This window comes from Haloarcula sp. Atlit-7R (assembly GCF_003666065.1).
GTDB lineage: Archaea > Halobacteriota > Halobacteria > Halobacteriales > Haloarculaceae > Haloarcula > Haloarcula taiwanensis.
This window is the reverse complement of record NZ_QXIK01000001.1, coordinates 701,620-727,523: the sequence shown is the minus strand read 5'-3', so window position 1 is coordinate 727,523 and position 25,904 is coordinate 701,620. Positions and strand designations below refer to the sequence as shown.

At 64.8% G+C, this 25,904-nt stretch carries 26 protein-coding genes; 17 read left to right on the top strand and 9 right to left on the bottom strand.

All coding sequences use genetic code 11. The features are described 5' to 3' along the window. Positions 1-127 precede the first annotated feature (127 nt). Positions 128-919, top strand: coding sequence for an alpha/beta fold hydrolase (locus D3D01_RS03815; RefSeq protein ID WP_121511290.1), 792 nt, complete (start codon positions 128-130; stop codon positions 917-919). 65 nt (positions 920-984) lie between these two features. Here the strand turns inward: D3D01_RS03815 and argS are convergent, their stop codons facing one another. Continuing rightward, entirely contained in the window at positions 985-2,724 is a 1,740-nt protein-coding gene (argS, locus tag D3D01_RS03810; RefSeq protein WP_121511289.1) for an arginine--tRNA ligase, read from the bottom strand. 133 nt (positions 2,725-2,857) lie between these two features. Next, entirely contained in the window at positions 2,858-4,624 is a 1,767-nt protein-coding gene (locus tag D3D01_RS03805) for a site-2 protease family protein (RefSeq protein ID WP_121511288.1), read from the bottom strand. Between the two features lie 103 nt (positions 4,625-4,727). On the opposite strand from D3D01_RS03805, the gene D3D01_RS03800 reads away from it, so the two are divergent. Together D3D01_RS03800 and D3D01_RS23965 are read left to right on the top strand one after the other, a co-directional pair. Then, complete coding sequence (locus tag D3D01_RS03800) at positions 4,728-5,618, top strand: universal stress protein (protein ID WP_121511287.1); 891 nt, start codon at positions 4,728-4,730, stop codon at positions 5,616-5,618. 62 nt (positions 5,619-5,680) lie between these two features. Further along, positions 5,681-5,857, top strand: coding sequence for a hypothetical protein (locus D3D01_RS23965; RefSeq protein WP_198560213.1), 177 nt, complete (start codon positions 5,681-5,683; stop codon positions 5,855-5,857). Between the two features lie 50 nt (positions 5,858-5,907). Here the strand turns inward: D3D01_RS23965 and lysS are convergent, their stop codons facing one another. After that, positions 5,908-7,545 carry a lysine--tRNA ligase gene (gene lysS, locus D3D01_RS03795; protein ID WP_121511286.1) on the bottom strand — a complete coding sequence of 546 codons (1,638 nt, stop codon included), beginning with the start codon at positions 7,543-7,545 and terminating at the stop codon, positions 5,908-5,910. Beyond that, positions 7,546-8,232 carry a UMP kinase gene (gene pyrH, locus D3D01_RS03790; RefSeq protein ID WP_121511285.1) on the bottom strand — a complete coding sequence of 229 codons (687 nt, stop codon included), beginning with the start codon at positions 8,230-8,232 and terminating at the stop codon, positions 7,546-7,548. Positions 8,233-8,651: 419 nt separating this feature from the next. On the opposite strand from pyrH, the gene D3D01_RS03785 reads away from it, so the two are divergent. Next, positions 8,652-8,900: a hypothetical protein gene (locus D3D01_RS03785; RefSeq protein WP_004518404.1), complete on the top strand. Its 249-nt coding sequence runs from the start codon at positions 8,652-8,654 to the stop codon at positions 8,898-8,900. A gap of 94 nt (positions 8,901-8,994) precedes the next feature. Further along, positions 8,995-10,233 (top strand): site-2 protease family protein, encoded by a 1,239-nt coding sequence (locus D3D01_RS03780; protein ID WP_121511284.1) that lies wholly within the window; start codon positions 8,995-8,997, stop codon positions 10,231-10,233. 30 nt (positions 10,234-10,263) lie between these two features. Here D3D01_RS03780 and thiL read toward each other — a convergent pair whose 3' ends face one another. Further along, positions 10,264-11,130 carry a thiamine-phosphate kinase gene (gene thiL, locus D3D01_RS03775; RefSeq protein ID WP_121511283.1) on the bottom strand — a complete coding sequence of 289 codons (867 nt, stop codon included), beginning with the start codon at positions 11,128-11,130 and terminating at the stop codon, positions 10,264-10,266. Between the two features lie 96 nt (positions 11,131-11,226). On the opposite strand from thiL, the gene D3D01_RS03770 reads away from it, so the two are divergent. The 4 genes from D3D01_RS03770 to D3D01_RS03755 all read left to right on the top strand — a co-directional run bounded on the left by D3D01_RS03770 (position 11,227) and on the right by D3D01_RS03755 (position 13,882). After that, positions 11,227-12,261 carry a lysylphosphatidylglycerol synthase transmembrane domain-containing protein gene (locus D3D01_RS03770; protein WP_121511282.1) on the top strand — a complete coding sequence of 345 codons (1,035 nt, stop codon included), beginning with the start codon at positions 11,227-11,229 and terminating at the stop codon, positions 12,259-12,261. Positions 12,262-12,370: 109 nt separating this feature from the next. Further along, positions 12,371-12,832 carry a 30S ribosomal protein S19e gene (locus D3D01_RS03765; protein ID WP_053966456.1) on the top strand — a complete coding sequence of 154 codons (462 nt, stop codon included), beginning with the start codon at positions 12,371-12,373 and terminating at the stop codon, positions 12,830-12,832. An 87-nt stretch (positions 12,833-12,919) separates the two neighbouring features. Then, complete coding sequence (locus tag D3D01_RS03760) at positions 12,920-13,264, top strand: DNA-binding protein (protein WP_053966455.1); 345 nt, start codon at positions 12,920-12,922, stop codon at positions 13,262-13,264. Then, the gene (locus D3D01_RS03755; RefSeq protein ID WP_121511281.1) at positions 13,265-13,882 is read left to right on the top strand and encodes an alpha hydrolase; all 618 of its coding nucleotides are present in this window, start codon (positions 13,265-13,267) and stop codon (positions 13,880-13,882) included. 28 nt (positions 13,883-13,910) lie between these two features. On the opposite strand, the gene D3D01_RS03750 is transcribed toward D3D01_RS03755, so the two are convergent. Further along, on the bottom strand, positions 13,911-14,576 hold the full coding sequence (locus tag D3D01_RS03750; RefSeq protein ID WP_121511280.1) for an ATPase domain-containing protein: 666 nt from the start codon (positions 14,574-14,576) through the stop codon (positions 13,911-13,913). 244 nt (positions 14,577-14,820) lie between these two features. On the opposite strand from D3D01_RS03750, the gene hisS reads away from it, so the two are divergent. Next, positions 14,821-16,128, top strand: coding sequence for a histidine--tRNA ligase (gene hisS / locus D3D01_RS03745; RefSeq protein WP_121511279.1), 1,308 nt, complete (start codon positions 14,821-14,823; stop codon positions 16,126-16,128). A 61-nt stretch (positions 16,129-16,189) separates the two neighbouring features. Next, complete coding sequence (locus D3D01_RS03740; RefSeq protein ID WP_101349169.1) at positions 16,190-16,612, top strand: SHOCT domain-containing protein; 423 nt, start codon at positions 16,190-16,192, stop codon at positions 16,610-16,612. Between the two features lie 63 nt (positions 16,613-16,675). Here D3D01_RS03740 and D3D01_RS03735 read toward each other — a convergent pair whose 3' ends face one another. Continuing rightward, positions 16,676-17,182, bottom strand: a complete 507-nt coding sequence (locus D3D01_RS03735; RefSeq protein WP_101349170.1) for a GNAT family N-acetyltransferase — start codon at positions 17,180-17,182, stop codon at positions 16,676-16,678. 95 nt (positions 17,183-17,277) lie between these two features. On the opposite strand from D3D01_RS03735, the gene truA reads away from it, so the two are divergent. From truA to D3D01_RS03705, 6 genes are all read left to right on the top strand, one after another. Then, the gene (truA, locus tag D3D01_RS03730; protein ID WP_121511278.1) at positions 17,278-18,105 is read left to right on the top strand and encodes a tRNA pseudouridine(38-40) synthase TruA; all 828 of its coding nucleotides are present in this window, start codon (positions 17,278-17,280) and stop codon (positions 18,103-18,105) included. A gap of 52 nt (positions 18,106-18,157) precedes the next feature. Further along, positions 18,158-19,948: an oligoendopeptidase F gene (gene pepF / locus D3D01_RS03725; RefSeq protein WP_121511277.1), complete on the top strand. Its 1,791-nt coding sequence runs from the start codon at positions 18,158-18,160 to the stop codon at positions 19,946-19,948. 149 nt (positions 19,949-20,097) lie between these two features. Next, positions 20,098-21,318: a proteasome-activating nucleotidase gene (locus D3D01_RS03720; protein ID WP_121511276.1), complete on the top strand. Its 1,221-nt coding sequence runs from the start codon at positions 20,098-20,100 to the stop codon at positions 21,316-21,318. 254 nt (positions 21,319-21,572) lie between these two features. Continuing rightward, positions 21,573-22,787: a PQQ-binding-like beta-propeller repeat protein gene (locus D3D01_RS03715; RefSeq protein WP_121511275.1), complete on the top strand. Its 1,215-nt coding sequence runs from the start codon at positions 21,573-21,575 to the stop codon at positions 22,785-22,787. A gap of 42 nt (positions 22,788-22,829) precedes the next feature. Next, positions 22,830-23,300, top strand: coding sequence for a pyruvoyl-dependent arginine decarboxylase (locus D3D01_RS03710; protein ID WP_121511274.1), 471 nt, complete (start codon positions 22,830-22,832; stop codon positions 23,298-23,300). Positions 23,301-23,381: 81 nt separating this feature from the next. Next, the gene (locus D3D01_RS03705; protein WP_004518427.1) at positions 23,382-23,735 is read left to right on the top strand and encodes a DUF5811 family protein; all 354 of its coding nucleotides are present in this window, start codon (positions 23,382-23,384) and stop codon (positions 23,733-23,735) included. Positions 23,736-23,774: 39 nt separating this feature from the next. On the opposite strand, the gene D3D01_RS03700 is transcribed toward D3D01_RS03705, so the two are convergent. Continuing rightward, positions 23,775-23,969: a hypothetical protein gene (locus D3D01_RS03700; protein WP_121511273.1), complete on the bottom strand. Its 195-nt coding sequence runs from the start codon at positions 23,967-23,969 to the stop codon at positions 23,775-23,777. A 69-nt stretch (positions 23,970-24,038) separates the two neighbouring features. Then, the gene (infB, locus tag D3D01_RS03695; RefSeq protein WP_121511272.1) at positions 24,039-25,844 is read right to left on the bottom strand and encodes a translation initiation factor IF-2; all 1,806 of its coding nucleotides are present in this window, start codon (positions 25,842-25,844) and stop codon (positions 24,039-24,041) included. Between the last annotated feature and the right edge of the window lie 60 nt (positions 25,845-25,904).

The window sequence follows — 25,904 nt, the reverse complement described above, 5'->3', positions numbered from 1 at the left end:
CGAGGGTGAAGCGACTGTCGGAACAGAGCGCCAGCGGGGCTGTGAGTCCTGACTTTGACACCCCGTTTTAAACGGCCCAATCACTGAGAGAACGGCTTAGCCCGACCGCGCTCGACCGTACTATTGTATGCAGCAAGCACAATCCACAGACGAGATCGATGTCGAATTCGAGCGTTACGGCGACGGCCAGCCACTCATTCTCTTACACGGCGGGATGGCCCCCACCGAGTACTGGGAACCGGTCATACCGGCGTTCGAAGGCTACAGCGCTGTCGTCCCCCAGCGACCGGGGTTCGGGACCTGTCTCGACTCTCCCGCAGAAACGAGCGCCGACGAGGTACTGGCTCGCGAGGGCAGGTACGTCCGGGCACTTACCGATGCCGTCGACGGAGACCCAATCTTGTTCGGCCACTCCTACGGCGCGCTCACCGCTATCGAGGCCGCGGCGGCTCTGTCGGTCGAGGCAGTCATCGCGTACGAACCGGCAGTACTTCCCGCTGAGTACCGGGCCGATGCCGACCTCGCCGACCAGATGGCGTCGCTCATACGGGACGGGGAGCGCGAGGAGGCGGTGAAACGCTACATCGAACATGTCCTCCACCCCGACGGCATCGACGACCTCGACGCCTGGCTAGCGGACTGGCCGGTCTGGCCTGACTGTGTGGACCTTGCCGAGGAGGTCGTTCGGATGAACCGGTCCGTCGAACAGTACCAGCTCCCAGACCGCCTCAATGTCGACGCGCCCACTCTCGTTCTGGCCGGTACCGACGGGCCGGACTTCCTCCGACAGAGCGCTCGGTCCGTTCACGAGGCACTGCCACGGAGTCGATTCGTCGAGTTCGAGGGCGTCAGCCACAGCGGTCCCGCCGAGGCACCTGCACTGATCGCGGCGGAAGTCGACACGTTCCTGCAGAACTAGGCCGACTCGACAGACGTTTCGCGGCAATCGCGTCCGTCACACCGGATCCCCGGCCCAGACCGCTCCTACATCGAGGTCGGTGCTTCGACGCCCAGTGCGTCAAGCGCGTTCGCAATCGCGGTTCGCGTCCCGTCGACGAGCGCCAGCCGCGCAGCGCGGGTCTCTGGGTCGGCGTCGAGGACCGGGCACTCCCGGTAGAAGGCGTTGAACGTCTCAGCGAGGTCGCGAGTGTAGGTCGCGACGGTGTGTGGCGTCAAGTCGTCTGCGGCCGCCTCGATGACAGCGGGGAACCGGGCCAGCTCGCGAAGCAGGTCCCGCTCTTCCGGGTCCGACAGCGGGTCGAGTGCGGGCTCGTCGGGGATGTCAGCCTCCACGTCCGAAAGAATGCCACAGCACCGTGCGTGGACGTACTGAACGTAGGGTGCGGACTGGGCCTCGAAGTCCAGCGCGCGGTCCCACTCGAAGGTGATGCCCTTCGTCGGCTGTTTCGAGACGATGTCGTAGCGCACCGCGCCGATGCCGACTTGGCGAGCGATGCGGTCGATGTCGTCCTCGTCGAGGTCGCCGCGGGTCCGGTCGTCGAGTCTGGCTTCGACCTCTTCGCGCGCGCGGTCGATAGCCTCATCCAGCAGGTCGTCGAGGTCGATACCGGTCCCCTCGCGTGTGCTCATGCCGCCTTCCGGGAGGTTCACCCAGGAGTAGAACACTTGCCGGAGCTGCTCGGTGTCGTTGTCGAGCAGTTCGAGCGCTGCCGAGAGCTGGTCGGCCTGCAGCTTGTGGTCTTCACCGAGCACTGTCACGGCGCGGTCGTAGGTGTCGAACTTCCACTCGTGGTGGGCCAGGTCGCGGGTCGTATACAGGGAGGTGCCGTCAGAACGCAGGAACACGAGGTTCTTCTCGAAGTCCGGCAGGTCTAGCTGCCATGCGTCCTCCTCGTAGACGGCGCAGTCGAGCGCTTTCAGGCGGTCGACCAGGTCGTCCGTATCGCCGTTTCGCATGAACCGCGTTTCCTTGACGAACTCGTCGAACTCTGCCGGGAGCCGACCGAGTGTGTTCTGCATCCCGCCTAACACAGTGTCGACGACCTCGGCGACCCGTTCGTACGTCTCCTCGTCGCCGTCTTCGAGACCCTGCAGAATTGACTGTATCTCGGTCTCTGCTTCCTCGACTTCTTCGGGGTCCCCCTCTTCGAGGACGGTGTTGCCCTTCCGATAGTACCGGACCATCTCGTACTCCGGAGAGTCGCGCTCGGGTTCGGGCAGGGCGTCCTCGTCGAATGTCTCGTAGGCCCAGGTGAACACCGCGATCTGTCGACCTGCGTCGTTGACGTAGTAGTGTCGGTCAACGTCGTAGCCGGCGTAATCGAGCACCCGGGCGACGGCGTCACCGATGATGGGGTTACGCGCTCGCCCGACGTGGACCGGGCCGGTCGGGTTTGCGGAGGTGTGTTCGACGACGACGCTAGTGTCGCGGTCGGGGAGCCGGCCGAACTCGCTCTCCGTGACCGACTGCAGGGTCTCGGCGAAGTACGTCTCGCTCGGGAGAAAGTTGACGTATGGTCCCTGTGTCGTCACGTCGCTGACGTAGGTGAGGCTGTCGGCGTCGATTGCCTCGGCGATGTCGCCGGCGACGTTCGGCGGCGCGGTACCGACCTCGCCGGCCAGCCGGAAGGCGACGCTCGACGCTAACACAGCGTCGACATCCTCCGGTGGCTCCTCGATACCGAGGTCTTCAGCCGGCAGGTCGAGGGTTGTGAGTGCGTCGGCGAGGGCGTCCTCGACCTCCGCACGGAGCTGCAGGAACATACGCCCGGCTTTCGCGGCGGGGAGTAAATGGGTAACGAAACCCCGACCGTCACAGAGGCCCGGTCGACTCTACAGCCACAGTAACCGCCGCTAGTCTGGCAGCCGTCGAGCGAATCAGAGACGACAGTCCGCCTCAGGTCAGGAGCCGCGGGCCAAACACCATCAACAGGAGGCCGCTGATCATCGACACCGTGATGGCAATCGAGACGGCCGTCGTCACCCGCCGCCCGTCCGAGACTGGCAGCCGCGAGACGAACGATTCAGTCGACGCCCGAAGAATGTGGCCCCCGTCGAGCGGGAACGTTGGGATGAGATTGAACTGGCCGATGACGAGGTTGATCCAGCCGGTCCAGAAGAGGACGTTTGCGAGCAGGAACACCGGCGTCGCCCCGAGCGCCCCGAGCGGGCCCTGAACGGTGTAGAAGTTCGTCGCGATTCCGGTGAAGCCGGCAAAGTTGTAGCCGAAGCCGCCAGCGACGCCGATGAACGGAAGCAAGAGCGTGCTGAATATCCGCTGTGCGAACGAGAACTCGGAGACCGACGTCGGCGTGTCAGGCGAACCGCCGATGAATTCGAGGAACGCCGCCGCGGGGTAGGCGTCGATGCCGAAGTCACTGACCTGGATGCCGCTGATACCCTGCTGGATGCCGACGCCGATGATGCCGTTGTCGACCTGTTCGCTCTCGGCCATCGTTAGCTCGTAGGTTTCCCGCGAGCCGTCGACGTAGCCGGTGACCGTCACTTTGTCGCCGGGCTCTCCACCTTCAAGCGCCTGCATCAATGCGGCCCCGCTGTGCGTGCGCTCCCCGTTGACCGCGGTGATGATCATCCCTTCGCCGCTTGGCGCTCCGTCCCCGGCGAGCGGGCCGTCTTCAGCGACCAGCACGTACGCGCCGAGTGGGGTCGTGACCGTCTCCCCGGACTCAGTTTCGAGCGTCGCGACGGGATGGGTTCGGGCCGCCTGCTCGAACTCACTGCGGGTCGCCACTGCGGTCCCGTTGACAGAGACAATTGTCTCACCAGTTCCGAGTGGCGCACTCTGAAGCGCCGCGGAGACGACAACGGAGCGTTCGACGGTGACGGGTTCGGCATCTTTTCGGGCCACTTCGACAGTCTGTGCATCGCTTTCGCTGAGCACCGATTCGAGTTCCTGCTGGTTTTCGACAGACTGGCCGTTGACCGCTGTGATAACGTCACCTGACTTGATGTCCGAATCAGCGGCGGGGGTTCCACTGATTGGGCTTCCGACCGGAACGCCATCGACGACAGAGATAGCACCGGCAACTGGTCCGAACAGCAGCAGGAGCGTGATGATAGCGAGCGCGAAGTTGTTGGTCACGCCGGCCGTGTACATCCGGGTTTGTGAGCCGCGGTCGGTACGGAGGAGTTCGTCTTCGTCGGGTTCGACGAACGCCCCGATCGGAATAATCGCCAGCAGGGCAAGCCCCATCGACTCGATGCTGATGTCCTCGACCCGACAGAACAGTCCGTGGCCACCCTCGTGGACGACGAGGCCGAGCAATAGCCCGAGCACGATTTCGGGTGCGACCGACAGCGGGAGGAAGTCGTTCACGCCGGGAATCGCCAGCGCGTTTCGTGGCTCGTTCAGTGCCGAGGGCTGTGGGTTGACGAGCGCCTGGTAGGCTCCGAGCGCAACGAGGAGAAACGAGCCGACCATCACGACGAGGCCGAACCCGACGCCGAGGTTCCCCCAGGCGCGCCAGAACCGCTTTGGCCGCGCGAGCCAGTCGAGAACTGCCTTGCCCTTCTGCGTGTGGATCGTCGTAATCGGGCCGCTAAAACGGATATACTCGGGTACAACGCCGCGAGTCCGTAGCGCCATCGCGAGGAGGGTGTAGGCGACAAGGCCCGCGAGGACCCACGTCAACGTACTCACCATTTATCAGAAGATAGGTTTAGCCAAGCAAGAGGGTTTGGTTTGGGACACACTGCTGGCACAGAGCGGCTAACGGTGAAGTGACCTCGCCGCAAACGACCACACAATGTACGACCACATTCTCATTGCTGTCGATGGGAGCGACGAATCCGTCGCCGCCGCACGGCGTGGCCTCGAACTGGCGATGGACTTTGACGCGACTGTCGAGGCGGTGTATGTCCTCAATCAACGAGCGCGCAGGCTTACGCGAACGGACCCCGAGAGCGCCCGTCTCCGAGACCACGGCGAGTCGGTCCTCGCGGAAATCGAGTCACTCGCAGCCGATATCGGCCAGCCGGTCACGACAGAACTGCTGGCGGGAAAACCGAGCGTGCAGATAGACACGCGCGCTCGTGATACTGATGCCGGACTCATCGTTCTTGGCCGACAGGGGATAACTGGCCTCGGGAAGCGACTCCTCGGTGGCGTCACTGAACAGGTCTTACACCGGTCCGCGGTGCCTGTCCTCGTCGTTTCAAACGGGCCACAGCCGGACGACTTCGATTACTCCCGGCTACTGCTGCCGACTGATGGCAGCGAGAACGCTAAGGCGGCGACGGAACACGCTGCGGAGGTTGCGGGCCGGTACGACGCGACGGTACACGTGCTCAACGTCGTTGATATCCAGGCCGCCGGCGGCGCGTTCAACGCTGGCGGGCTGGATCAGACGTTCCTCGAACGACTCGACGAGAACGGACGTGACGCCGTTGCAGCAACCGCCGACGAAATCGGACAGTTCGCCCCAGATGTATCGGTTGCAACCGCGGTGGAACGAACGGACTCCCTCGACGGCGTCGCCGACGGCATCCGCGAGTACGTCTCGGACCAAGATATCGACCTCGTCGTGATGGCATCACACGGCCGCTCGAACCTGAAACGTCAGTTGCTCGGTAGCGTCACATCGCGACTTGTCAGAACTACCGATGTCCCCGTACTTGTGACACCCCGTTCGACCTGAGCAGGTGGACGAACCACCTGTTCTATGTATCGTGGGAACGTACCGCAAACCGGTGCCGGAACATGCCAGAAACATGTGGAATCTGTGGCGAGATGGTCCCTTTCGACGCGACCGTCCATGCACTGATTCACACGCATAGCGAGACCGGCGTCATCGACGCGTACGTCTGTGAGGACTGTTACGACGAACGGCTCGGACCGATGTTCGACCGACCAGATACGCAGCAACAGTCGTCCTGAACGCGCCGTTTCGCTCTGGTGGCAGCTCGGTAAGACCTGCTTACTCAGGCTCACTCGTTCTGACGGAACCGTTCCACGACGAACTCTCGGTCCAGTTTCGCGATGAACGTCCCGAGCTGTGGGCCTTCGGTGTCGTCGAACAGCAGCCGGTAGCCGGCCGAAAAGAACTCACCGATGTCGATGTCGTTTCGCTTCGCCGTCTCGTAGATCTCCGACTGAATCGCTTCTCCGTCGTGGCCCTCTGCGATGAAATCGGCCAGTTCGTCCAGCGCGGCCGCCGTCTCGTCGTCGAATGACACGTCGGGCATCTCGGCGCGCTTGAGTTCGTAGTTGAATTCGTTGTTCGTTAGGCTGGCCCACTCCTGGGCGCGTTCGACGCGGGCAAGCGCCTGCTCGACGGCCCACTCTGGCGCGTCGTCCGGGATGTGACCTTCCTTCCGGGCGATCTGCTCCCGGAGCGCCGGGTCATCCGTCATCCCGAGCACGGCCGCGAACGTGTAGGGGATCCGCACCCGCTGTTCCTGCGGTTCGTCTACGACCATCGGGTAGGCCTGCTCGGCGAGTTCCAGTTCGTCATCACTCCCGTCTGTCTCACCGAAGTAGCGCCGCTCAAACCGGTCGAACTCGTCGACGAGCTGGTCAACGTTCTCGACGGAGAAGTCCCGCTGCTTCCGCGGGTTTTTGACGAAGAAGTACTTGAACACCTCCGGTTCAAGAATGTCGAGCACTTCGTCGACAGTAATGACGTTGCCGGATGACGAGGAGAGCGGCTCGCCGTCGAGCGTGAACCACTCGTACACCATCGGGACCGGCGGCTGAATGTCAAGCACGTTCTCGGCGATGTCCTCGCCGGAGGGCCAGGACCCCTCGGCATGGTCCTTGCCGAACGGCTCGAAGTCGACGCCCAGAATCTCCCACTGGGCGGGCCACTCGAACCGCCACGGGAGCTTGCCCTCCCGGAGCGAGGCCGTGCCTTCGTGGCCACAGCCCTCGATTGTCTGGTCGCCGGCCTCGACGTCTTCACAGACGTACTCGATTTCGCCCGCGTCTACGTCGACCGCGGTGACGCCCTCGGTGAGCTTCCCGCATTCGGCACACTGTGGCAGGAACGGGACGTAGTCGTCGCCGACCTTGTTCTGATACTCGGCGAGCACCTCGCGGGCGCGGTCCGCGCGTTCGAGCACGCGGCGCGTGACTGCTTCGAACTCGCCGTCGGCGTACAGCTCTGTGTTCGAGACGAACTCCACATCGACACCGACCAGTTCGGCGCTTTTCTGGAGGAGTGTCGTGAAGTGCGCACCGTAGGAGTCACAGCAGCCGAAGGGGTCCGGGATGCCTGTGTAGGGCTTCCCGAGGTTCCGCCCGAGCGCGCCGGCGTCGACCTCGCCGAGGCCGACGACGTTCCAGTCGAGGTCGGCGAGCTGGCGGGGCACCGCCCGGAGTCGGTCCTTGTCGTCGGCGGTGAACACCTGCCGGACCTCGTGGCCGCGGTCCCGCAGCGCCTCGGCGACGTAGTAGCCCCGCATAATCTCGTTGAAGTGGCCGATGTGGGGGACACCGGACGGCGAGACGCCGCCCTTGATGACGATTGGGTCGTCCGGGTCACGCGCCTCGATAGCGTCGGCGACAGAATCGGCCCAGAACGCACGGGAACCGCCCCGGCCAACCTCGTAGGGGTCTTCCGCCATCTATGCCTCCGGGAGGATCTCAGACCCTTCGAACTCGCCGTCTTCGACCGCGCGCACGACGCGGTCTGGGTCAGCGCCGTCGAACACTATCGTCCGGATACCGGACCGCTGGATGATTTTCGCGGCGAGCAGGTCGACCGGTGCGCTGCTACCGGCATCCATTTCGATGTCGGCGATCACATCGACGAGTTCGTCAGCGCCGAGTACGTCGAACCGCGTCGCGTCGCCGTCCTCGTTCGGGTCGGCGTCGTAAACGCCCGGAACAGACGTAGCATAGACGAGCAGGTCAGCGCCGACGTACTCCGCGAATGCGGCCGCCACGGCGTCGGTGGTCTGTGCGGCGACGATCCCCCCGAGAACAGGGATGTCCCCGCGACGGATGGCTTCTCGCCCCTCGTCGTAGCTCTCCGCGGGTGTCGGTGCCGCGCGGTCGTCTAGGGCAGCGATGAGCAGGCGGCCGTTCAGCCGCGTGACGGCGATGCCGAGCTGGTCGAGTTCGATCTCGTTGGCGCCAAGGTCGCGGGCGCTGCCGATGTAGTCACGTGCGGTCGGCCCGCCGCCGACGACGGTTCCGAGTGTATGCCCCTGTGCGTCGAGCGACTGGATGGCGTCGGCGTAGTCGGCGACCCGGTCCGCATCGAGGTCCGGGGCCAGTACGCTTCCGCCAATGGAAACGACGACTTTCATTAGCCCGCCGTAACCGCGATGCACTCTTAAGGGTTGTCAAGGCCACTGACTGCCGTCTCTATAGACGGCCCCTTCTGGCCCCCACAGCGACTGCTATCCGCCGCGTACCGGCGCGGGTCTCCGTATGACGTGTGCCCGACGTGCTGACGCACGTCTGACGGCTCTGGCGTTCTACCAGCGAAACATGCCGTTTGTTCGGGTCACAGAGGGTGATATCTCTCTTTTACAGACCGTTCAAACCGCCACGAAAGTAGCGCCCAGATATCGGCTAAGAATACTTCGTAAAATGTCTAAAGGGATTTGAAACGGTTATAAAAACTGCGTTTTAGCTCGATTTGTCCTGAAAGTGACCGAAGTGACCTGAAGGTTCCTCCCTTTATATACTCCCGGCGGGGTTACGGAGGAGTGAGGTGACAAAGATGAGCGCTACCGCAACGCCCTCCGGCGAGGAAGAGCCCTCCAAAGAAGAGCGCCTGAAGTCGTTCCTCGCAGAGAAGGCAAGTGACGGCGAGATGTATTTCAAAAGCAAGTTCATCGCCGACGAAGTCGGTCTCTCCCCAAAGGAGATCGGTGCCCTGATGGTCAAGCTCAAGGACAGCGCGTCCGAGATCAACGTCGAAAAGTGGTCGTACACGAGCGCGACCACCTGGCGTATCGAGCCGGCGTAGGCGACTGGTCCCCGTGTACAGTTTTCGGACTCGTACCTGCTAACTATGTGATCGTTCGCGGAGTATTTGTGCCCGCATCGTTTACGAGTAGTTGATGAGTGGCTCTGCCGATGACCCGCCGTCGCCCGACCGACTGGCCGGCGTATTTTCTGTCTCGTCAGTGCGGCGGGAAGACGGCACCGTTCAGTATATCGGCGACCCGCTAGTGCCACCAGCCGCCGTCACTGAGCAACTCAGGCCGGTGTTCCGACAGCAGGGCTATGACGTTCGGCTCGAAGAACTCGGCCCCAAATCGGCTGTGACGGCTGCCACGACGAGCACTGGTGGCACTGCTGTCGTCAGCCCCGGAGGCGATGACACCGGCTCCGGTGGGCCGCTGGGCGCGCGCCGGAACCAGTACGCGTTGATTGCGGAACCAATCGACAGGGACGTGGGCGTCCCGTGGCTCAACATCGGGCTTCTGCTGGCGACCATCGCCTCGACGCTGTACGTCGGCGCGAGTGCCTGGTACTACATCCCGGTCGCTGAGACCCCATTTCGCATCTTCGAGGCCTGGCCGTTCGTCGTGGCGATGCTTGGCGTGCTCGGCATCCACGAACTGGGCCACTACGCCGCGGCCCGCTACCACGGCGTCGACGTGACGCTCCCGTATTTCATCCCGTTCCCGTCGTATCTCGGCACGATGGGGGCGGTCATCAACATCCGCGGCCGCATCCCCGACCGCACGGCGCTGTTCGACATCGGCGTCGCCGGGCCGCTGGCTGGCCTTGTCGCGACAACAGTCGTCACGGTCATCGGCCTCTCGATAGATCCGATTACGGTCCCGGAACGCGTGGCAAACAGCGACACCGGCGTCATCATCACATTCAATTACCCGCTCCTGTTTCAGGCGCTGGAAGCGCTGGTGAACGCGCTGGGGCTCGGGACCGAGGTCGGCCCCGGCGAGTCGGTCCATCCGATCGTGTTCGCCGGCTGGGCCGGGATGTTCTTTACCTTCCTGAATCTCCTCCCCGTCGGACAACTCGACGGCGGCCACATCGTGCGGTCCATCGTCGGACAGCGCCAGGAGACTGTCGCCGCCGCAGTGCCCGGTGCACTGTTTGCACTCGCCGGCTACCTGTATTTCACCCGCGACCCGCCGCCGGTCGGCTTCGGCGTCTGGGGTCTGTGGGTGTTCTGGGGCCTGTTCGCTACCGGACTCGCGTATGCGGGTCCCGCCAGACCGACCGTGGACACGACGCTGGACCGACGGCGGACGCTGCTGGGGCTGTTTACGTTCCTGCTTGGGCTGGCCTGTTTCACGCCGGTTCCGTTCGAGATCAGCGCGATCTGACTGGTCGCTCGCGTCGCTGACGGCACGCTCTCAGTGTGAATACCCTCGATCCGGAAGCGGCTCGCCGTCGAGCGTGACGCCGCTCTCGGTGGCCGTACCGATCCGGTGAAGCGGGCACGGCACTGCCGCTCTGGCTCCGGACATGGCAGACTCGGGCAGCGTACACACCAGCTCGAAGTCCTCGCCGAAGAACACACCGAACTCCCTGCGCTCCTGTTCAGTTTCCGCGAGCGTGCCGGCCTGTGCGTCTATCGGCAGTGGCTCCTCGATAGCGAAGCCACAGCCGCTGGCCTCGGCTAACTGGTGGAGCGAGCGGGCCAGCCCGTCGCTCGAATCCATCATGGCTGTCGCGTGCGGTCGGAGCGCGACGCCAGCGCGTACGCGCGGCTCGAACCGGAAGAGGTCGTTCGCGTGGTCGGCGTCTCCCCGGTCGAACAGTTCGAGGGCGGCGGCTGAGCGACCGAGCGTGCCAGTGACACAGACCGCGTCACCGGGCGACGCGCCCGAGCGCCGGACTGGGGCAGCCGCGGAGCCGATGGCTGTCGTCGCGACGGTAAACTCGTCGTGGCTGTCCAGGTCGCCACCGACGTACTCTGCGCCGACCGCGTGACACACGTCCTGTGCGCCGTCGATGAACGCGCCGAGTTCGTCCCCCTCGAACGTCGGCGCGCCGTACGCGGCCACTGCGGCTGTCGCGTCCGCTCCCATCGCGGCCACGTCCGACAGCGAGGCCGCGACGGCTCGCCAGCCAGCCGTGTAGCGGGTCGTCCCCGCCGGGAAGTCCGTCCGCTCGTGGAGCATGTCGGTCGTGATGACCTGGTCGTCCACGACGGCGCAGTCGTCGCCCGCGTCGGGAAGCCGGTTGGCGAGGTCGGCGAGTGCAGCCCGCTCGTCCATACCCCGTCGTCGAGTTCCCGGGGCAAAACCCCCGTGGATATCCCTCGGCGAGACAGGGTCGGTGGGTTGAAATCGGAGACTGCCAATCCCATCCACATGGATGGGAACCGGATGGCGACTGTCGTCGGGTTCGCGGCAGCGCTCGCCGTCCTCGCGGGGCTGGTGTGGCTTGTCGGCATCGACGAGACGGTGGACGCGCTCGCGACAGCGGACCCGGCGGCGCTGCTCGCCGTCGCAGGCATCGCCATACTGTGGCTCGTCTCGTGGGGGTTAGCGCTGTGGACGGTCCTGCAGGCGCTGGGTGCATCGATGGCACCACACACTGCCGTGCTTGTGTTCGTCGCCGCCGTGTTCTCGAACAACGTCACGCCCTTTGGCCAGGCCGGCGGCGAGCCGCTGAGCGCGCTGTTGATTTCGACGGCCGCCGACTCCGAGTACGAGACCGGGCTGGCGGCTATCGCCACTGTCGATACGGTCCACTTCCTGCCGTCGGTCGGGTACGCCATCGTCGGCTTCACGTTCGTCGCCGCCGGTGCGGTCCAGTTGACCCGTAACCTGGCGTTTGCCGCCGGTGCTGTCGCGGTACTCGCGGTCGGCATCCCCATCGCCGCCGTTCTGGGCTGGCGACACCGGGACCGCATTCAGGCGGCGGTCGTTCGCGGTGTCGCACCCGCCCTCGCCGCGCTGTCGAGCGTCGTGCCCCGATGGTCACCGCCGTCCGCCGAAAACATCGAGGCGCGAATCGAGGGGTTCTTTTCGGCCATCGAGCGCATTGCGACCGACCGCCGGACGGTCCTCCAGACCTTCGGGCTCTCGGCGTTTGGCTGGGTCTGCCTGTCGGCGTCGCTGTGGACGTCACTGTACGCCGTTGGGGTATCGGTTCCAGTCGAGGTTGTCCTGCTTGTCGTCCCCGTCGGCAGCATCGCCAGCGTCGTCCCGCTCCCCGGTGGGTCCGGCGCTATCGAGACGGTGCTCGTGACGCTGCTCGTCTCGACGGCCCCGGTTTCGGCCGCACTCGCTACCTCTGCAGTACTGATCCACCGCGTCGGAAGCTACCTGTTGCCGACAATTATCGGCGGCGGCGTCGCCGCTGCACTCAGCGTAGACCAGGCAACTTCGCTTGAGGAGTGATTGCCGCGGTTCGTGGTATGAGCATCGCTGTCCTACGGGCGAGTGAACGGTTCACGCCCGCCGACTGCGAACGACGCGTTTAAATGACGGCGACGGAAAGCATTCTGTAATGGCTACACTCTACGACGTTCCCCCCGAGGAACTCATCGAGGCACTCACGGAGACGCTCGCAGACGAAGACGACATCGAAGCGCCGGACTGGGCAGAATACACGAAGACTGGCGTCGACCGCGAACTCCCACCCGAGCAGGAGGACTTCTGGGCCCGACGCGCAGCTAGCCTCCTCCGGAAGGTTGCCGTCGACGGCCCTGTGGGCGTCAACGCCCTCCGCTCCGAGTACGGCACCTCGAAGCAGGGGACGACTCGCTACCGCGTCCGCCCTCACCAGAAGACCAAGGGCTCGGGCAACATCATCCGGACGGCGCTCCAGCAGCTCGAAGACGCCGGCTACGTCGAGACCAGCGAGAACGACGGCCGCCGCGTCACCGGCGAGGGTCGCAGCCTCCTTGACGACACCGCAGGCGACCTCCTGACCGAACTCGACCGTCCGGAACTCGAACGCTACGCGTAACTGACGCCCTTCTGGCTGTTTTGCACCTGTCCCGTAGTCCCTGCTCCGAAATCGTTTTCCGACCGACCCCAGTATTTTTACACAACTATGAGTGGCGACCCCAGCGAGGAAGAACTCGAAGAGCTCCGGAAAAAGAAGATGGAGCAGCTCAAGGAACAGCAGGGCGGCGAGAGCGAGGGGCAGGAGGCCGCACAACAGCAGGCCGAAGCCCAGAAGCAGGCGGTTCTCAAGCAGAACCTCACGGACGGCGCTCGCAAACGGCTCAACACGGTCAAGATGTCCAAGCCGCAGGTCGGCGAACAGATAGAACAGCAGGTCGTCGCGCTGGCCCGCAGCGGCCGTGTGCAGGGGCAGATAGACGAAGACCAGATGAAGGAACTCCTCTCGGAGCTGACGCCCGACTCCAAGAGCTTCGACATCAAGCGCCGGTAGATGCGCTGTGCCCTGTTGTACAGCGGCGGCAAGGACTCGACGCTGGCGGCGCTCTTGCTCGACCCTTTTTACGACGTGACGCTCGTCAGCGGTTCGTTCGGCATCTGCGACACCGACCCCGCTCGGGAGAGCGCGTCGGCCGCTGGCTTCGGTCACGTGACCGTCGAACTGGACCTAGACGTGGCTCACGACGCTGCCGAGCGGATCCACGACGACGGCTACCCGCGAAACGGTATCCAGCAGGTCCACGAACACGCCGTCGAAACCGTCGCCAGCGGTGACTGGCTCACCGATGCTGATGGTATCGACACAGTTGCTGCCGTGGCTGACGGCACCCGCCGCGACGACCGGGTGCCGACGGTGGACCGCCCGCTCGCCCAGAGCGTCGAGGACCGCTTCGACGTGGACTACCTTGCGCCGCTTGCGGGCATCGGCCGCGGCGCTATCGACGCGATGGCCGCAGACAAGCTCATCGTCGAGAGCGGCCCCAGCGCGGAGGTTCCGAAGGCAGACTACGAAGTCGAACTCCGCGCACTCCTGCGGGAGCGCTACGGCGAGGGTGCCGTGGCCGACGTGTTCCCCGAGCACACGCAGTCGCGCGTCAAGGGTCTGCGGTAGCCGTTGGCCCCTCTAGGTACCCGCCCGGTCAGGCGATATCTCGCGTGGTATCCACGCTGATGCGGTCGGTGAGGTCGAGACAGATCGGCTCGGTGAGCGCTCGTCCCCCGCGGAACTTCGGAATATAGAGCCTGTTTTCGATGGCGTCGTCGCGTCGCTTCGTTTCGAGATCGAGCACGATGTCGCTCGTGTACTCCGTCCGGTGGCGCTGAGGCGGCGTCCTGCCGTGTTTGAGCGCGTACAGGACTGCGATGCTGCCTGTCTGTGTGAGTCTGGCCTGCAGCGTTTCGAGGAAGGCCCGATACTCCCCCGTATCGGCGCGTTCGAGTGGCTCAACCGGATCGATGACGAGAAGCGCTCCGTCGGTGAGCTCCTCGGCGTGCGCAAGCGCATCACTGACCGGGGCCTCCCGGTCTAGTTGACTGACCGCGAGGTCGTCGTAGGTTTCTCTCCGCGACCGCAGCGCTGACGTGACCGTCGTAGGTGCCTGTTCGCCGGAGAGATACACCGTCTCCTGTCGGGCGACGAACTCGGAGAGAAACAGCTCCGCCTGGCTCGCCGGCTCAGCGAGCAGCGTGACGAGGCTTCCAGTCGGAATGCCGCCGTTGAGCTTTCGGTCCAGCGCCCGGACACCCATCTCGAATCGCTGTGTCACTGTCTCACCCCGCGCCGCGTCCATCGAGCCGCTGCCCATCCCATACGATATCTCTCGGTGGAGGCGACCTTTGTTGTCACCTCTCTAATACGGGCCGTGTCTCACCTAGTCTGTCTCTACCTCTCTTACCGCCAGCGTGCACTGGCTACGCCGCCTGTGATAGAGAGGGGGCTGGCAAACGCAGTAATGGGCACACCGTAGCGAGTCGCTACCCGTCCCTCATCTGTGGTTCTGGTCAGCGTGAACGAACAGGTTCAAGCGCGCCCTCGCTGTAGACGCGGGTATGTACGACTCCGTCAAGGGCTTTCGCGATTTCTACCCCGAGGAGATGCAGGCTCGCCGGTGGGCTATGGACACGCTGGAAGATGTCGCACAGCGCTACGGCTTCCGGGAGATCGCTACGCCGGCGCTGGAACCGACAGAGATGTACGTCGACAAGAGCGGCGAGGAGATTGTCGAGGAGCTGTACAGCTTCGAGGACAAGGGCGGACGCGAGGTGGCTCTGACGCCGGAGCTGACGCCGACCGTCGCGCGGATGTTCGTCGCCAAGCAACAGGAACTGTCCAAGCCAATCAAGTGGGTGTCGACGCGACCGTTCTGGCGCTACGAGGAGCCCCAGCAGGGGCGGTTCCGGGAGTTCTACCAGACCAACGTCGACATCTTCGGGTCGTCGGAGCCGACGGCCGACGCCGAAATTCTGGCCGTCGCGGTGGACATGCTCACCGACCTCGGGCTCACGGGAGAGGACTTCGAGATTCGCGTCTCCCACCGGGACATCCTCTCGGGCGTGCTGGAATCGTTCGGGGCCGATGTGGACGTGCCCGAAGCGATTCGCGCGGTCGACAAGCGGGCGAAAGTCGACCACGACGAGTACCTCGACGCGCTCGTTGAGGCGGGACTCAACTACGGCCAGGCCGACAAGTTCGACGAGATGCTCCAGATTGACGCCGAGGAAATCGAAACGCTCGCGGACCTCACCGGCTCCGAGGATGTCCGCGCGGCGACTGACAACCTCCAGGCAGTGCTCGATGCGGCCGAGGACTTCGGCGTCCGTGAGTACCTCACCGTCTCGCTGACGACCGCGCGCGGGCTGGATTACTACACCGGTATCGTCTTCGAGTGCTTCGACTCGACGGGCGAAGTGTCACGCTCAGTGTTCGGCGGTGGCCGCTACGACGACCTCATCGAGGGCTTTGGCGGCCAGCCGACGCCGGCCGTCGGGTTCGCGCCCGGCCACGCCACGCTCCAACTCCTCTGCCAGCGGGCCGGCGTCTGGCCAGCCGAGGAGCTATCGACGGACTACTACGTCCTGCAGGTCGGCGACACGCGTCCGACCGCAGCCCGCATCGCCCGTGACCTGCGCGAGCAGGGCCACGTCGTCGAGAGCGACGTTGCCGACCGCTCGTTCGGTGCGCAGATGGGTTACGCCGACGGCATTAACGCCGAGACGGTCGTCATCGTCGGCGAGCAGGACCTCGAAAACGACGAGGTGACGCTCAAGGAGATGGACGACGGCGAGCAGGTCAGCGTCCCGCTCTCCGAGTTCCCGGGCGACCACGACCGGCCGACGTTCGATGACTTCGCGGAGTAACGCGGCCAAGCGGCAGGCAAACGACAGTAGCTTTTTGCGACCGCCGTGTTGATTGTGCGACATGCAGCTCCCCTCCATCGCCCTTCCGAGGTGGAAGCTTGTCGCGACCATCGTAATCGTTTCGACGGGCATCAGCATGCTCGCAGCCGTTGTCGGACTCGGCAACATACTTGCACCGGCCTCGATTATCCTCGGCTGGTTTATTCTGGCTCCGCTCGTCGGCCTTCTGGGATCGAAACTACCGATGGTTGAGCCGCCAGAGGGTGAGCCAGAGACGGACGATGGCGACACGACCATCCCCTCGGAATCAGCGGTGGACCCGGTTGACCAGCTCCGGGAGCGGTACGCTCGCGGCGAACTGACCGACAGCGAGTTCGAGCGACGGCTCGACCGGCTGCTGGAAACCGAACCTCTCTCAGCGAACAGCGGAACCGAAAACAAGGCCCGTGAAACTGACAGGGAAGTATCCCTCGAAACCGAGTGACGGCATCAGGGTCTACTGCCACGTACCACTATCCCTGCGTGTGGCTGTCCGTGAGTGGTCCAGTCAGAGCGCCCGTTCCATCTCCATCTCCACGCGTTCTTTGGCAATCGTCTCGAAGCCGACCGACTCGTACAGCGCCCGGGCGACGTGGTTCGTGTTCGAGACGGAGAGCCAGACGCGGTCGAGCCCGTTCTCTTGTCCGTAGCCAAGGAGGACACGGATGAGCCGCGAGCCGATGCCAGCGTGCTGGTAGTCCGGATGGACGAAAATCGCCAGTTCCGAGGTGTCCTGATACGGGACGAGGACGGCGTGGCCGACGGCGCGACCCTCGTGCCAGACAACGACGTTCAGGCCGTCTCCGACAAGGTTCGGTAGCCAGTCGCGGATGTCCGCTTCCGTCCGGGGTGGGACGCCCTGTGACCGGGAGTCGGGCCCGAAGTCAACATACATCTCCACCAGCGGGTCGATGGCGCCGTCATAGGCCTCGATTGTCACCGTCCGCCCGTCGTGGTCGGTGAACGTTTCGGGCGGGCGGGGGAAGTCGTGATCCGCCGCAGCGGCGTTGGACATACCCCATGCTTCGTTCTCAGCATGCCTAAGTTCGTCTATCCTTCCCAGCGACTGAGATTCGGGTGAGACAAGTGGCTCGCAGTCGACAAATCGGTATGCGCGCCTATCGCGTGGCCTACGACGGTCGACCGTATCACGGGTTTCAACGCCAGCCCGATGTCGACACCGTCGAGGGTCGACTGCGCTCGGCGCTCGTTCGCCTCGGTGTCTGTGAGCGCGGCGGAGAGCTACCCGAACGGTACGCGGCCGCCGGCCGGACTGATGCTGGCGTCTCTGCGCGGGCACAGACCGTCGCCTTCGACGCCCCGTCGTGGCTCTCGCCGGCGGCGTTCAACGGCGAACTCCCGGACGACATTCGCGTGTGGGCAAGCGCTGACGTTCGCGACGACTTTCACGCGACCCACGACCCCGCTGAGCGCAGCTACACCTACTACCTGTACGCACCGACGGACGCCGACCGGCCCGGACACGACCCAGTCGACGACCAGCGGTGGGCCCACGCTGTCGATGCGCTCGCCGGGACACACGACTTTCACAACCTCACGTCCGACGACACCGGCACTGAGCGGACCGTGGACATCGACTGGCACCGGGACGGCCGGTTCCTCATCGTCCGCTTTACCGCCGGTGGGTTCTGCCGCCAGCTGGTCCGTCGCCTCGTCTCGCTCGCGGCGGCTGTCGCGGACGGCTCGGCCCCGCTGTCGAAGGTCGACCGCATCCTCTCGCCCGACCCCGTCGACGGCCCCGACGGCGTCCCGCCGGCCCCGCCCGAACCGCTCGTACTTTCGGACGTGTGCTACCCGGAGGTGACGTTCACCCGGGACGAGGACGCTGCCGCGGACGCACGAGCGGTCTTCGCGCGTCGGCGCGCGACCGCTCGAACAACTGCACGAGTCGCCGACCACATCACTGACGGACTGTAGCTCCCCGCCGCTGAAACGAAGGCTTACTTCGACCCCACTCCAAGGGCGGGCTATGAGTTCGGTACCCGCACGGAGCGACATCGACGAGGCGTACAAGTGGGACCTCGAATCCCTCTACGCCAGCGACGAGGAGTGGGAAGCCGCCTACGAGGAGGCGGAGGCACTGATCGAGGACCTGTCGGCCTACGAGGGGCGAGCCACCGAGGACGCCGCCACCCTGCTAGAGACGCTAGAGACCTACGAGGAGCTGATGCGGACGGTGTCGAACGTCGCCGCCTACGCCCGGATGCGCAAGGACGAGGACACGACGGACGACACCTACCAGGCCCTGACCGCCCGATCGCAGTCGCTGTCTTCGGAGGCCAGTTCTGCGGCCTCGTTCCTCGACCCGGAACTGCAGGACTTGGACTACGACGACATCGAGGCGATGATCGACGCGGAGCCGGCGCTGGAACCCTACGAGCACTACTTCGACGACGTGCTCCGGATGAAAGACCACACCCGCTCGGCCGAGGTCGAGAACCTGCTCGCGGAACTGGGCGAGGTCACCGGCGCGCCCGGCGAGGTGTACAACATGCTCGCCAACGCCGACATGGAGTTCCCGACCGTCGAAGACCCGGACGGCGACCAGCAGCCGATCACGCTCAACAACTTCACGACGCTGCAGAAACACCCCGACCGCGAGTTCCGCCAGCGTGTCTACGAGGCATTCTACGACGAGTGGGAGACCGTCCGCAATGCCGTCGGCACGGCCTACAAGAACGCCGTCAAGACCGACGTGAAGATGGCCAACGCCCGCAACTACGACACCGCCCGCGAGGCCGCGCTGGACGGCCCGAACGTCCCTGTCGAGGTGTACGACACGCTTGTCGACACCGTCCACGATAATCTCGATACGCTCCACCGCCACGCCGACCTCAAGCGAGAGTCTATCGGTGCGGATGAGCTTCGGATGTGGGACCTCTACGTCCCGCTCGTCCAAGAAGAATCGCCTGAAATCGAGTACGAACAGGCCTGTGAGTACGTCACCGAGGCCGTCGCGCCGCTGGGCGATGAGTACCAGTCGCGGCTGGCCGAAGGACTGGACTCGCGGTGGGTCGACGTCTACGAGACCGAGCACAAGCAGTCCGGCGCGTACTCCGGGGGCACCTACGACTCCCAGCCGTTCATCCTGATGAACTATCAGGACGACGTGGAGTCGATGTACACGCTGGCCCACGAACTCGGTCACTCGATGCATTCGGAGTACACCAGCGAGGAGCAGCCCTTCGTCTACTCCGGCTACGAGATCTTCGTCGCCGAGGTTGCCTCGACGGTCAACGAGACACTGCTGACCCACCATCTGCTGGACACCGTTGCGGACGAACGCCTGCGTCGCCACATCCTCAACGAGTATCTCGAACGGTTCCGCTCCACTCTCTATCGGCAGACGATGTTCGCCGAGTTCGAGCACCGAACCCACGAGATGTCCGAGGCCGGCGAGCCGCTGACGCCTGACCGACTGGACGACCTCTACCGGGAGCTGAAAGGCGACTACTATGAGCCCGCGGCGCTCGACGACCGCATCGCCCGCGAGTGGATGCGTATCCCACACTTCTACCGGGCGTTCTACGTCTACCAGTACGCGACGGGCATCTCGGCGGCCGTCGCGCTTGTCGACGGGATCCTCGATGAAGGCGAACCCGCTGCCCAGCGGTACATCGACTTCCTCCGGAGCGGCTCGCGGCAGTACCCGCTGGAACTGCTTCGCGATGCTGGCGTCGACATGGCCAGTCCCGACCCGGTCGAGTCCGCGCTCTCGACGTACAGCGACTATCTCGACGAGTTCGCCGAGCTGTTGTAGGGCGGCCAGCGGCGACTCGCTGCCTGCCCGCCTGTTCGAGCCACCAGTCTCACTGACCGCTACAGCCCTGCCTCGACACGGATAACTGTTTCACCCCCCTGTGACCCGAAGGCACTTTGTGTCTCAACCGTATAGTACCGACCATCCAAATGTCGCGCAGTCCCTCGCTTCCGGAACGACCACGGTTGGAACTTGATCCCGATATGACGCTCGACGAGCGTCTGGAGGCACTCCGGGAACATTTCAAAGAAATAGTACAGGTCAACGAACAGCTGACTGAACAGCTTGACGCCGCCCGTGACCGGCAGCACGACCTCACGGACGAGGTCGACCAGCTGGAACGGGAAAACGAGACGCTCAAGACCTCCTCGCTGTACATCGCAACAGCCGAGGAGCTGACTGACGACGGCGTCGTCGTCAAACAGCACGGCAACAATCAGGAAGTGCTGACGGAAGTCTCGCCGTCTATCCGCGACGGGCTGGAGGCCGGCGACCGCGTCGCCATCAACGACTCCTTCGGCGTCAAGCAGATTCTCGACCCCGAGACCGACGCCCGTGCGCAGGCGATGCAGGTCGATGGCTCCCCCGACGTGAGCTACTCGGACATCGGCGGCCTCGAAGAGCAGATCCGCGAGGTCCGGGAAGCCGTCGAGGAGCCGCTGGTCAACGCCGACCAGTTCCGCGAGGTCGGCATCGAGCCGCCGAGTGGCGTCCTGCTGCACGGCCCGCCCGGCACCGGGAAGACGATGCTGGCGAAGGCTGTCGCCAACGAGACCGACGCGACGTTCATCAAGATGGCGGGGTCGGAACTGGTCCGGAAGTTCATCGGCGAGGGAGCGCGACTGGTCCGGGACCTGTTCGAACTCGCCGCCGAGCGCGAACCGGCTATCATCTTCATCGACGAGATAGACGCTATCGCGGCCAAGCGAACGGAGTCGAAGACCTCCGGCGACGCCGAGGTCCAGCGGACGATGATGCAACTGCTTTCGGAGATGGACGGCTTCGACGAGCGCGGCGAAATCCGCATCATCGCGGCGACGAACCGCTTTGACATGCTTGACCGAGCTATTCTCCGCCCCGGCCGCTTCGACCGCCTCATCGAGGTCCCCAACCCCGACCGCGAGGGCCGCGAGCGCATCCTCGAAATCCACACCGAGGAGATGAACCTCGACGACGACGTGGACCTGGGCGCGTTCGCCACCGAGACCGACGGCCTCTCCGGCGCGGAACTGGCCTCGCTGGCGACCGAGGCCGGGATGTTCGCCATCCGCGACGGCCGGACCACCGTCCAGCAGTCCGACCTCCACGACGCCCTAGAGAAAATCGAAGCCGACGACGACGCAAGCAGCGTGCCGGTCGCGTTCGCCTAACCACCTTTTTCAGCGTCGGGTCGCCTTTGGCGACCACTCCTTGAAAAACGTGGGCGAAAAAGGCCGGCCGCTCGCTCCGCTCGCAGCCGGGGAAACCGGGGCCGTTGGCCGCGGTATGCCAACCGGGCGATGCTATCTCTCTTACTCTGTAGCAGTTTCGCCCTCTCGCTGGACCTGCTTGCGCTGCTCGTGCTCCCACTCCACCAGCCCTTGCTCCCACGCGATTTAAGCCACCCCGCCCGGTATCGGTGTCCGTGGCAGAGCGCGCACAGACGCGACGGGCGTTTCTGGGGACGCTCGCGGCGACGACGGTCGGGTCGGTCGCGGGGTGTCAGTCACAGTTCAATCCGCTCGCCTCAACGGCGCTTGACGAACACGCCGCCACGCAGTTCCGGCAGGGACTTCTGAACCGGGGGTATCAGGACGCGTCGGTTCCGGACGCTGTCGAGCGGGCCTGGGAACTGCCGGCCAATCACGGGGACCACACCGCGGCGAAAGGCAGCCCTGCGCTGGGACCGACAGGTGAGCTAATTCTGGCCGACGACACCGGCCGCGTGCGGGCCATCGCGCCGGACGGCGAGGTCCAGTGGGCGACGACGATCACGCAGGCGACGCGCGGGAGCCACGGCACGCCGGCCATCGCCAACGATACCGTCTACATCGGGGCCTACGACGGCGCGCTGTCGGCGCTGGACCTCGAAACCGGAAAGCGGCGCTGGCGGACAGAACTGGGCGACGCTATCGGTGCGAGTCCGACCTACTACAACGGATCGCTGTACGTCGCCGTCGAACACGCCGCCCCGAGCGGCAGCGTTGTCGCTGTCAACGCCGCGACCGGTGATGTGCAGTGGCGAGACAGTCGGCCGACCGACCACCCCCACTCGACGGTAGCGCTGGACCGCGAACACGGCCGCCTGTTGTTTGGATCGAACGACGGCTATTGTTACGCCTGGTCGTTTCCGGCCCTCGAACGGGTCTGGCGGTACAACACTGGCGGCGATGTGAAAGCCCCTATCGCGGTCGCTGACGGGACCGCTATCGTACCATCGTGGGCCGAGACCGTCACCGCCATCGACGTGACCGACGGCTCGGAACTGTGGACCTTCGAGGCCGACGCCGACGTGATGTGTGCGCCGGCGGTCGACGACGGCACCGTCTACGTCGGCAGTCACGACGATCGGGTGTACGCAATCGACCTCGACAGCGGCGAGGAGCAGTGGCGCTACGACACCGGCGGCTGGATTATCGGGAGCACCGTCGCCACCCGGAACCACGTGCTCGTCGGGTCCTACGACGGCCGACTGTACGCACTGGAGCAGGACTCGGGTGCAGTGGCCTGGACCACGGACAACCGCGGCCACGTGACGAGTGCGCCGCTGGTGACCGCTGATGGCATCTACTACGCGGAGCGTGCCGTCGAGGGCGACCCGGACCGCCCGGGGATGTGTTACCGCCTCGTCCCGACGTAGCGAAGCGAAACCCCTTACCCCGCGGACCGTCGACTGTCGCCTATGAGTACCATTCGGGTCGTGTGGGGGACTGCGACCGGCCCGACCGCGCTGGCTGCGTACGACGCGGCACTCGCCGAGGCGGGCGTCCACAATTACAACCTCATCTCGCTCTCTTCTGTCATTCCTGCTGAGCCAGCTATCGAGGTGACTGGGACAGCACCGGACCTGGGACCGCCCGGTGAGGCGCTGGAGGTCGTCCAGTCCTCGGCGACCGTCGCACCGGGTGAGTGCGGGGCGGCGGGCGTCGGCTGGGCCCGGAGCGAGGACGGCCCGGGCATCTTCTACGAGGTCGACGGGACCAGCGAGGACGCAGTCCGGATGGAAATCCGCGAGGGGCTGGCCGCCGGTCGGGACCTCCGTGACTGGGAGTTCGTCGAGGAGAACGTGTACGTCGAGTCGGCGTCGTCGGACACCGAGTACGCCAGTGCCGTCGTCCTCGCCACCTACGGCGAGAGCCACCCGGTCGTGTGAGCCGCCCGCGACCGGATCCGGACAGCCCTGTGCCGGACCCTGGGTTTTTAGTCTTCCCCCGCATAGAGACAGAGAACGTTCATGTACGGCAATACGTCGTTTGGTGGGGAAACGGAAGAAGTAACGCTGACCGCGGAACAGCGCGAGGAACTCCGCCGGGACCTCTCGAGCGTCGCCGCCCGGACCCGCGAACTCCTGCCCGGCGAGTTCGTCGTCGGTTCGGAAATCAGCAACAGCACGACGGGGCCGCGGGCCACAATTGCGGTCCAGCCCCCGGTCGGATCGGTCGTCAGCGCCGACTACACGCCCGAGGACCCGGAAAGCGCGAGCATCTCCGACGCCGAGCGCGACGACCTGGCCCAGGGTATCGCCGCCTCCGCCGCACTGCAGGTAAAGCAAGTGATGGGCGACGACACGTCGCCGACGGCACAGTAGCGCCGCTTCAGTTCTCTTCGACGCGCCGCGAGCAGACCGTCAGGCGCGACCGCCGCTAGCGACTGGCGGATTGTAAAACAGCGCATAGCCGATAGAGCCGGTCGCCGGGAGACTGCCGGCACTCAGCGCCGTCACGAAGCTGATCGAGGTGACGACTGCGCCGAGCGACGCCAGCAGCATCGAGAGGGCGATGCTGGCAAGCACGAGGTCGGGCATCGATGGGGACCCAGACATTCGTGTCTGTACAGAGACACGCCTCCTAATTAAATATTATTACTCGCGCAAAAGCGCACTGAGTATCGTCTACTTGCCCCAGAAGGGGTCGCGGTTCCGGTGTTTCTCCAGATACATCGACAGCGCCTCGCGCTCGTCGACAGAGATGTCTTCCTTGAGTTCCTGTTCGAGAATCTTCGCGTGCTTCTCCGGGATTTCGACCCAGAGGTCGTCGCCTTCCTCTATCTGGCGGCCGACGGTCGGCCCCTGAATCGAGACGGCCATGCGCTCGCCGGCGCGGGCCGAGTCGACGTCTTCGCCCTCGTCTTGAATCGTCTTGAGGGTCCCGACGCGGTTCGCCTCGCCGTTGTCCCATCTGACGACATTGACGTTCCGGCGGAGTTCACCCGAGAGGATCTCGACGCCGACGACAGCGGGGTCGGACTGGCGGAAGGTGTGGTCCTGCAGAATCCGGAACTTCGCGGGACGGGTGATGTTCTCCAGAATCTGCTCTTGCTGGGCCTCCTCGATGGCAGTAACGTGGTCGTCGTAGGACTCGACGAGCTGGTAGATGACGTCGTCCTCGAACAGTTCCACGTCCTCCTGTTCGGCGAGGTCCCGCGCGTCATCAAGCACCTCGACGCTGAACGCCAGAATCGCCTGGTTCGTCGATTCACCTGCCGTCTCGGCGACTCGCACGTCCCGCGGTGCGACCGCGCCGACCTCGGCCCGCATGACCGGAATCTCCTCCTCTTCGAGCGTGCTGGAGAGGGCCTCCAGCGAGCCCAGCGTGTCGGCCTTGATAACGACGCCCTCCTCCTGTGTTGTCACCTCAATCTCGGCGAGTTCCTGCTCCACCTCGGCGATGACCTCGCTGCGGTCGCGGTCGCGGATGACGCGGATCGGCGCGCCGGCCATCGCGTCGTCGAGGTCCGGTGCGGCGATCTTGACGCCGTCGGCGGCCGCGACCTGCTCGACCTGTTCGAACTCCTGTTCGGTCCGGATTTCTTCGAGTGGGCGCGGACGGAGCAGGGCGCGTACGTCGGTGACGATTGGTCCCTGCAGTCCGCCGACGACGATGGTGTCGTCGTTGCGGATGGTCCCGTCGTAGATGATGGCGTCGAGCGTTGTTCCAAAGCCCTGGGTGTCTTTCACTTCGAGGACAGTCCCGACACCGGGGCCGGTGGTGTCGATTTCCATCTCCTCTTTCATGTACCGCTGGGACAGCCCCATCATCACCGTCAGCAGGTCGGGGATGCCCTCGCTGGTTTCAGCCGACACCGGCACAACGCCGATGTTGGCCTGAAAGTTCTGGACGCGCCAGTACATATCTGCGGAGAAGCCGTTGTCCGAGAGTTCGCCGATGATCTCGTACAGTTTCTCGTTTAAGTCGGACTGGACGCGGTCGGACTGGGCGTCCATCGTCTGCTGGACCGGCTGGCCCTCGTTGGGGTTCCAGCCGGGGACGGTGTCAATCTTGTTCGCGGCGACGATAAACGGCGTCTGGGTTCGCTTGAGGATATCGATGGCCTCCAGCGTCTGTGGCTGGAAGCCGTCGTTGACGTCCACGACGAGGATGGCGATGTCGGCGAGTGCGCCACCACGGGAGCGAAGCGTCGAGAAGGAGTGGTGGCCCGGCGTGTCGATGAACAGCAGGCCAGGCAGGTCGAAGTCTGTCGGGTCGACCAGGTCGCCGGCGATTTCGGAAATCACGTTCAGCGGGACGGCGGTCGCGCCGATGTGCTGTGTGATCGCGCCCGATTCGCCGGCGGTGACGGCCGACCCCCGGATTTTGTCGAGCAGGCTCGTTTTCCCGTGGTCGACGTGGCCCAGAACGGCGACGATGGGCGTCCGCAGGGTGTCGTCGGTGGCTGTGGTGGGGTCCGTGTCAGACATAGATGGCTCCAGAAGTTGTCAGAACCGAGTCGTCGGTGGCAGTTAAGTTCGTCGTCATCA

Bases quoted from the DNA above. Each gene is read 5' to 3' on its own strand.
- D3D01_RS03815 (WP_121511290.1), top strand. From the start codon at position 128: ATGCAGCAAGCACAATCCACAGACGAGATCGATGTCGAATTCGAGCGT.
- argS (WP_121511289.1), bottom strand. From the start codon at position 2,724: ATGTTCCTGCAGCTCCGTGCGGAGGTCGAGGACGCCCTCGCCGACGCA.
- D3D01_RS03805 (WP_121511288.1), bottom strand. From the start codon at position 4,624: ATGGTGAGTACGTTGACGTGGGTCCTCGCGGGCCTTGTCGCCTACACC.
- D3D01_RS03800 (WP_121511287.1), top strand. From the start codon at position 4,728: ATGTACGACCACATTCTCATTGCTGTCGATGGGAGCGACGAATCCGTC.
- D3D01_RS23965 (WP_198560213.1), top strand. From the start codon at position 5,681: ATGCCAGAAACATGTGGAATCTGTGGCGAGATGGTCCCTTTCGACGCG.
- lysS (WP_121511286.1), bottom strand. From the start codon at position 7,545: ATGGCGGAAGACCCCTACGAGGTTGGCCGGGGCGGTTCCCGTGCGTTC.
- pyrH (WP_121511285.1), bottom strand. From the start codon at position 8,232: ATGAAAGTCGTCGTTTCCATTGGCGGAAGCGTACTGGCCCCGGACCTC.
- D3D01_RS03785 (WP_004518404.1), top strand. From the start codon at position 8,652: ATGAGCGCTACCGCAACGCCCTCCGGCGAGGAAGAGCCCTCCAAAGAA.
- D3D01_RS03780 (WP_121511284.1), top strand. From the start codon at position 8,995: ATGAGTGGCTCTGCCGATGACCCGCCGTCGCCCGACCGACTGGCCGGC.
- thiL (WP_121511283.1), bottom strand. From the start codon at position 11,130: ATGGACGAGCGGGCTGCACTCGCCGACCTCGCCAACCGGCTTCCCGAC.
- D3D01_RS03770 (WP_121511282.1), top strand. From the start codon at position 11,227: ATGGATGGGAACCGGATGGCGACTGTCGTCGGGTTCGCGGCAGCGCTC.
- D3D01_RS03765 (WP_053966456.1), top strand. From the start codon at position 12,371: ATGGCTACACTCTACGACGTTCCCCCCGAGGAACTCATCGAGGCACTC.
- D3D01_RS03760 (WP_053966455.1), top strand. From the start codon at position 12,920: ATGAGTGGCGACCCCAGCGAGGAAGAACTCGAAGAGCTCCGGAAAAAG.
- D3D01_RS03755 (WP_121511281.1), top strand. From the start codon at position 13,265: ATGCGCTGTGCCCTGTTGTACAGCGGCGGCAAGGACTCGACGCTGGCG.
- D3D01_RS03750 (WP_121511280.1), bottom strand. From the start codon at position 14,576: ATGGGCAGCGGCTCGATGGACGCGGCGCGGGGTGAGACAGTGACACAG.
- hisS (WP_121511279.1), top strand. From the start codon at position 14,821: ATGTACGACTCCGTCAAGGGCTTTCGCGATTTCTACCCCGAGGAGATG.
- D3D01_RS03740 (WP_101349169.1), top strand. From the start codon at position 16,190: ATGCAGCTCCCCTCCATCGCCCTTCCGAGGTGGAAGCTTGTCGCGACC.
- D3D01_RS03735 (WP_101349170.1), bottom strand. From the start codon at position 17,182: ATGTCCAACGCCGCTGCGGCGGATCACGACTTCCCCCGCCCGCCCGAA.
- truA (WP_121511278.1), top strand. From the start codon at position 17,278: ATGCGCGCCTATCGCGTGGCCTACGACGGTCGACCGTATCACGGGTTT.
- pepF (WP_121511277.1), top strand. From the start codon at position 18,158: ATGAGTTCGGTACCCGCACGGAGCGACATCGACGAGGCGTACAAGTGG.
- D3D01_RS03720 (WP_121511276.1), top strand. From the start codon at position 20,098: ATGTCGCGCAGTCCCTCGCTTCCGGAACGACCACGGTTGGAACTTGAT.
- D3D01_RS03710 (WP_121511274.1), top strand. From the start codon at position 22,830: ATGAGTACCATTCGGGTCGTGTGGGGGACTGCGACCGGCCCGACCGCG.
- D3D01_RS03705 (WP_004518427.1), top strand. From the start codon at position 23,382: ATGTACGGCAATACGTCGTTTGGTGGGGAAACGGAAGAAGTAACGCTG.
- D3D01_RS03700 (WP_121511273.1), bottom strand. From the start codon at position 23,969: ATGTCTGGGTCCCCATCGATGCCCGACCTCGTGCTTGCCAGCATCGCC.
- infB (WP_121511272.1), bottom strand. From the start codon at position 25,844: ATGTCTGACACGGACCCCACCACAGCCACCGACGACACCCTGCGGACG.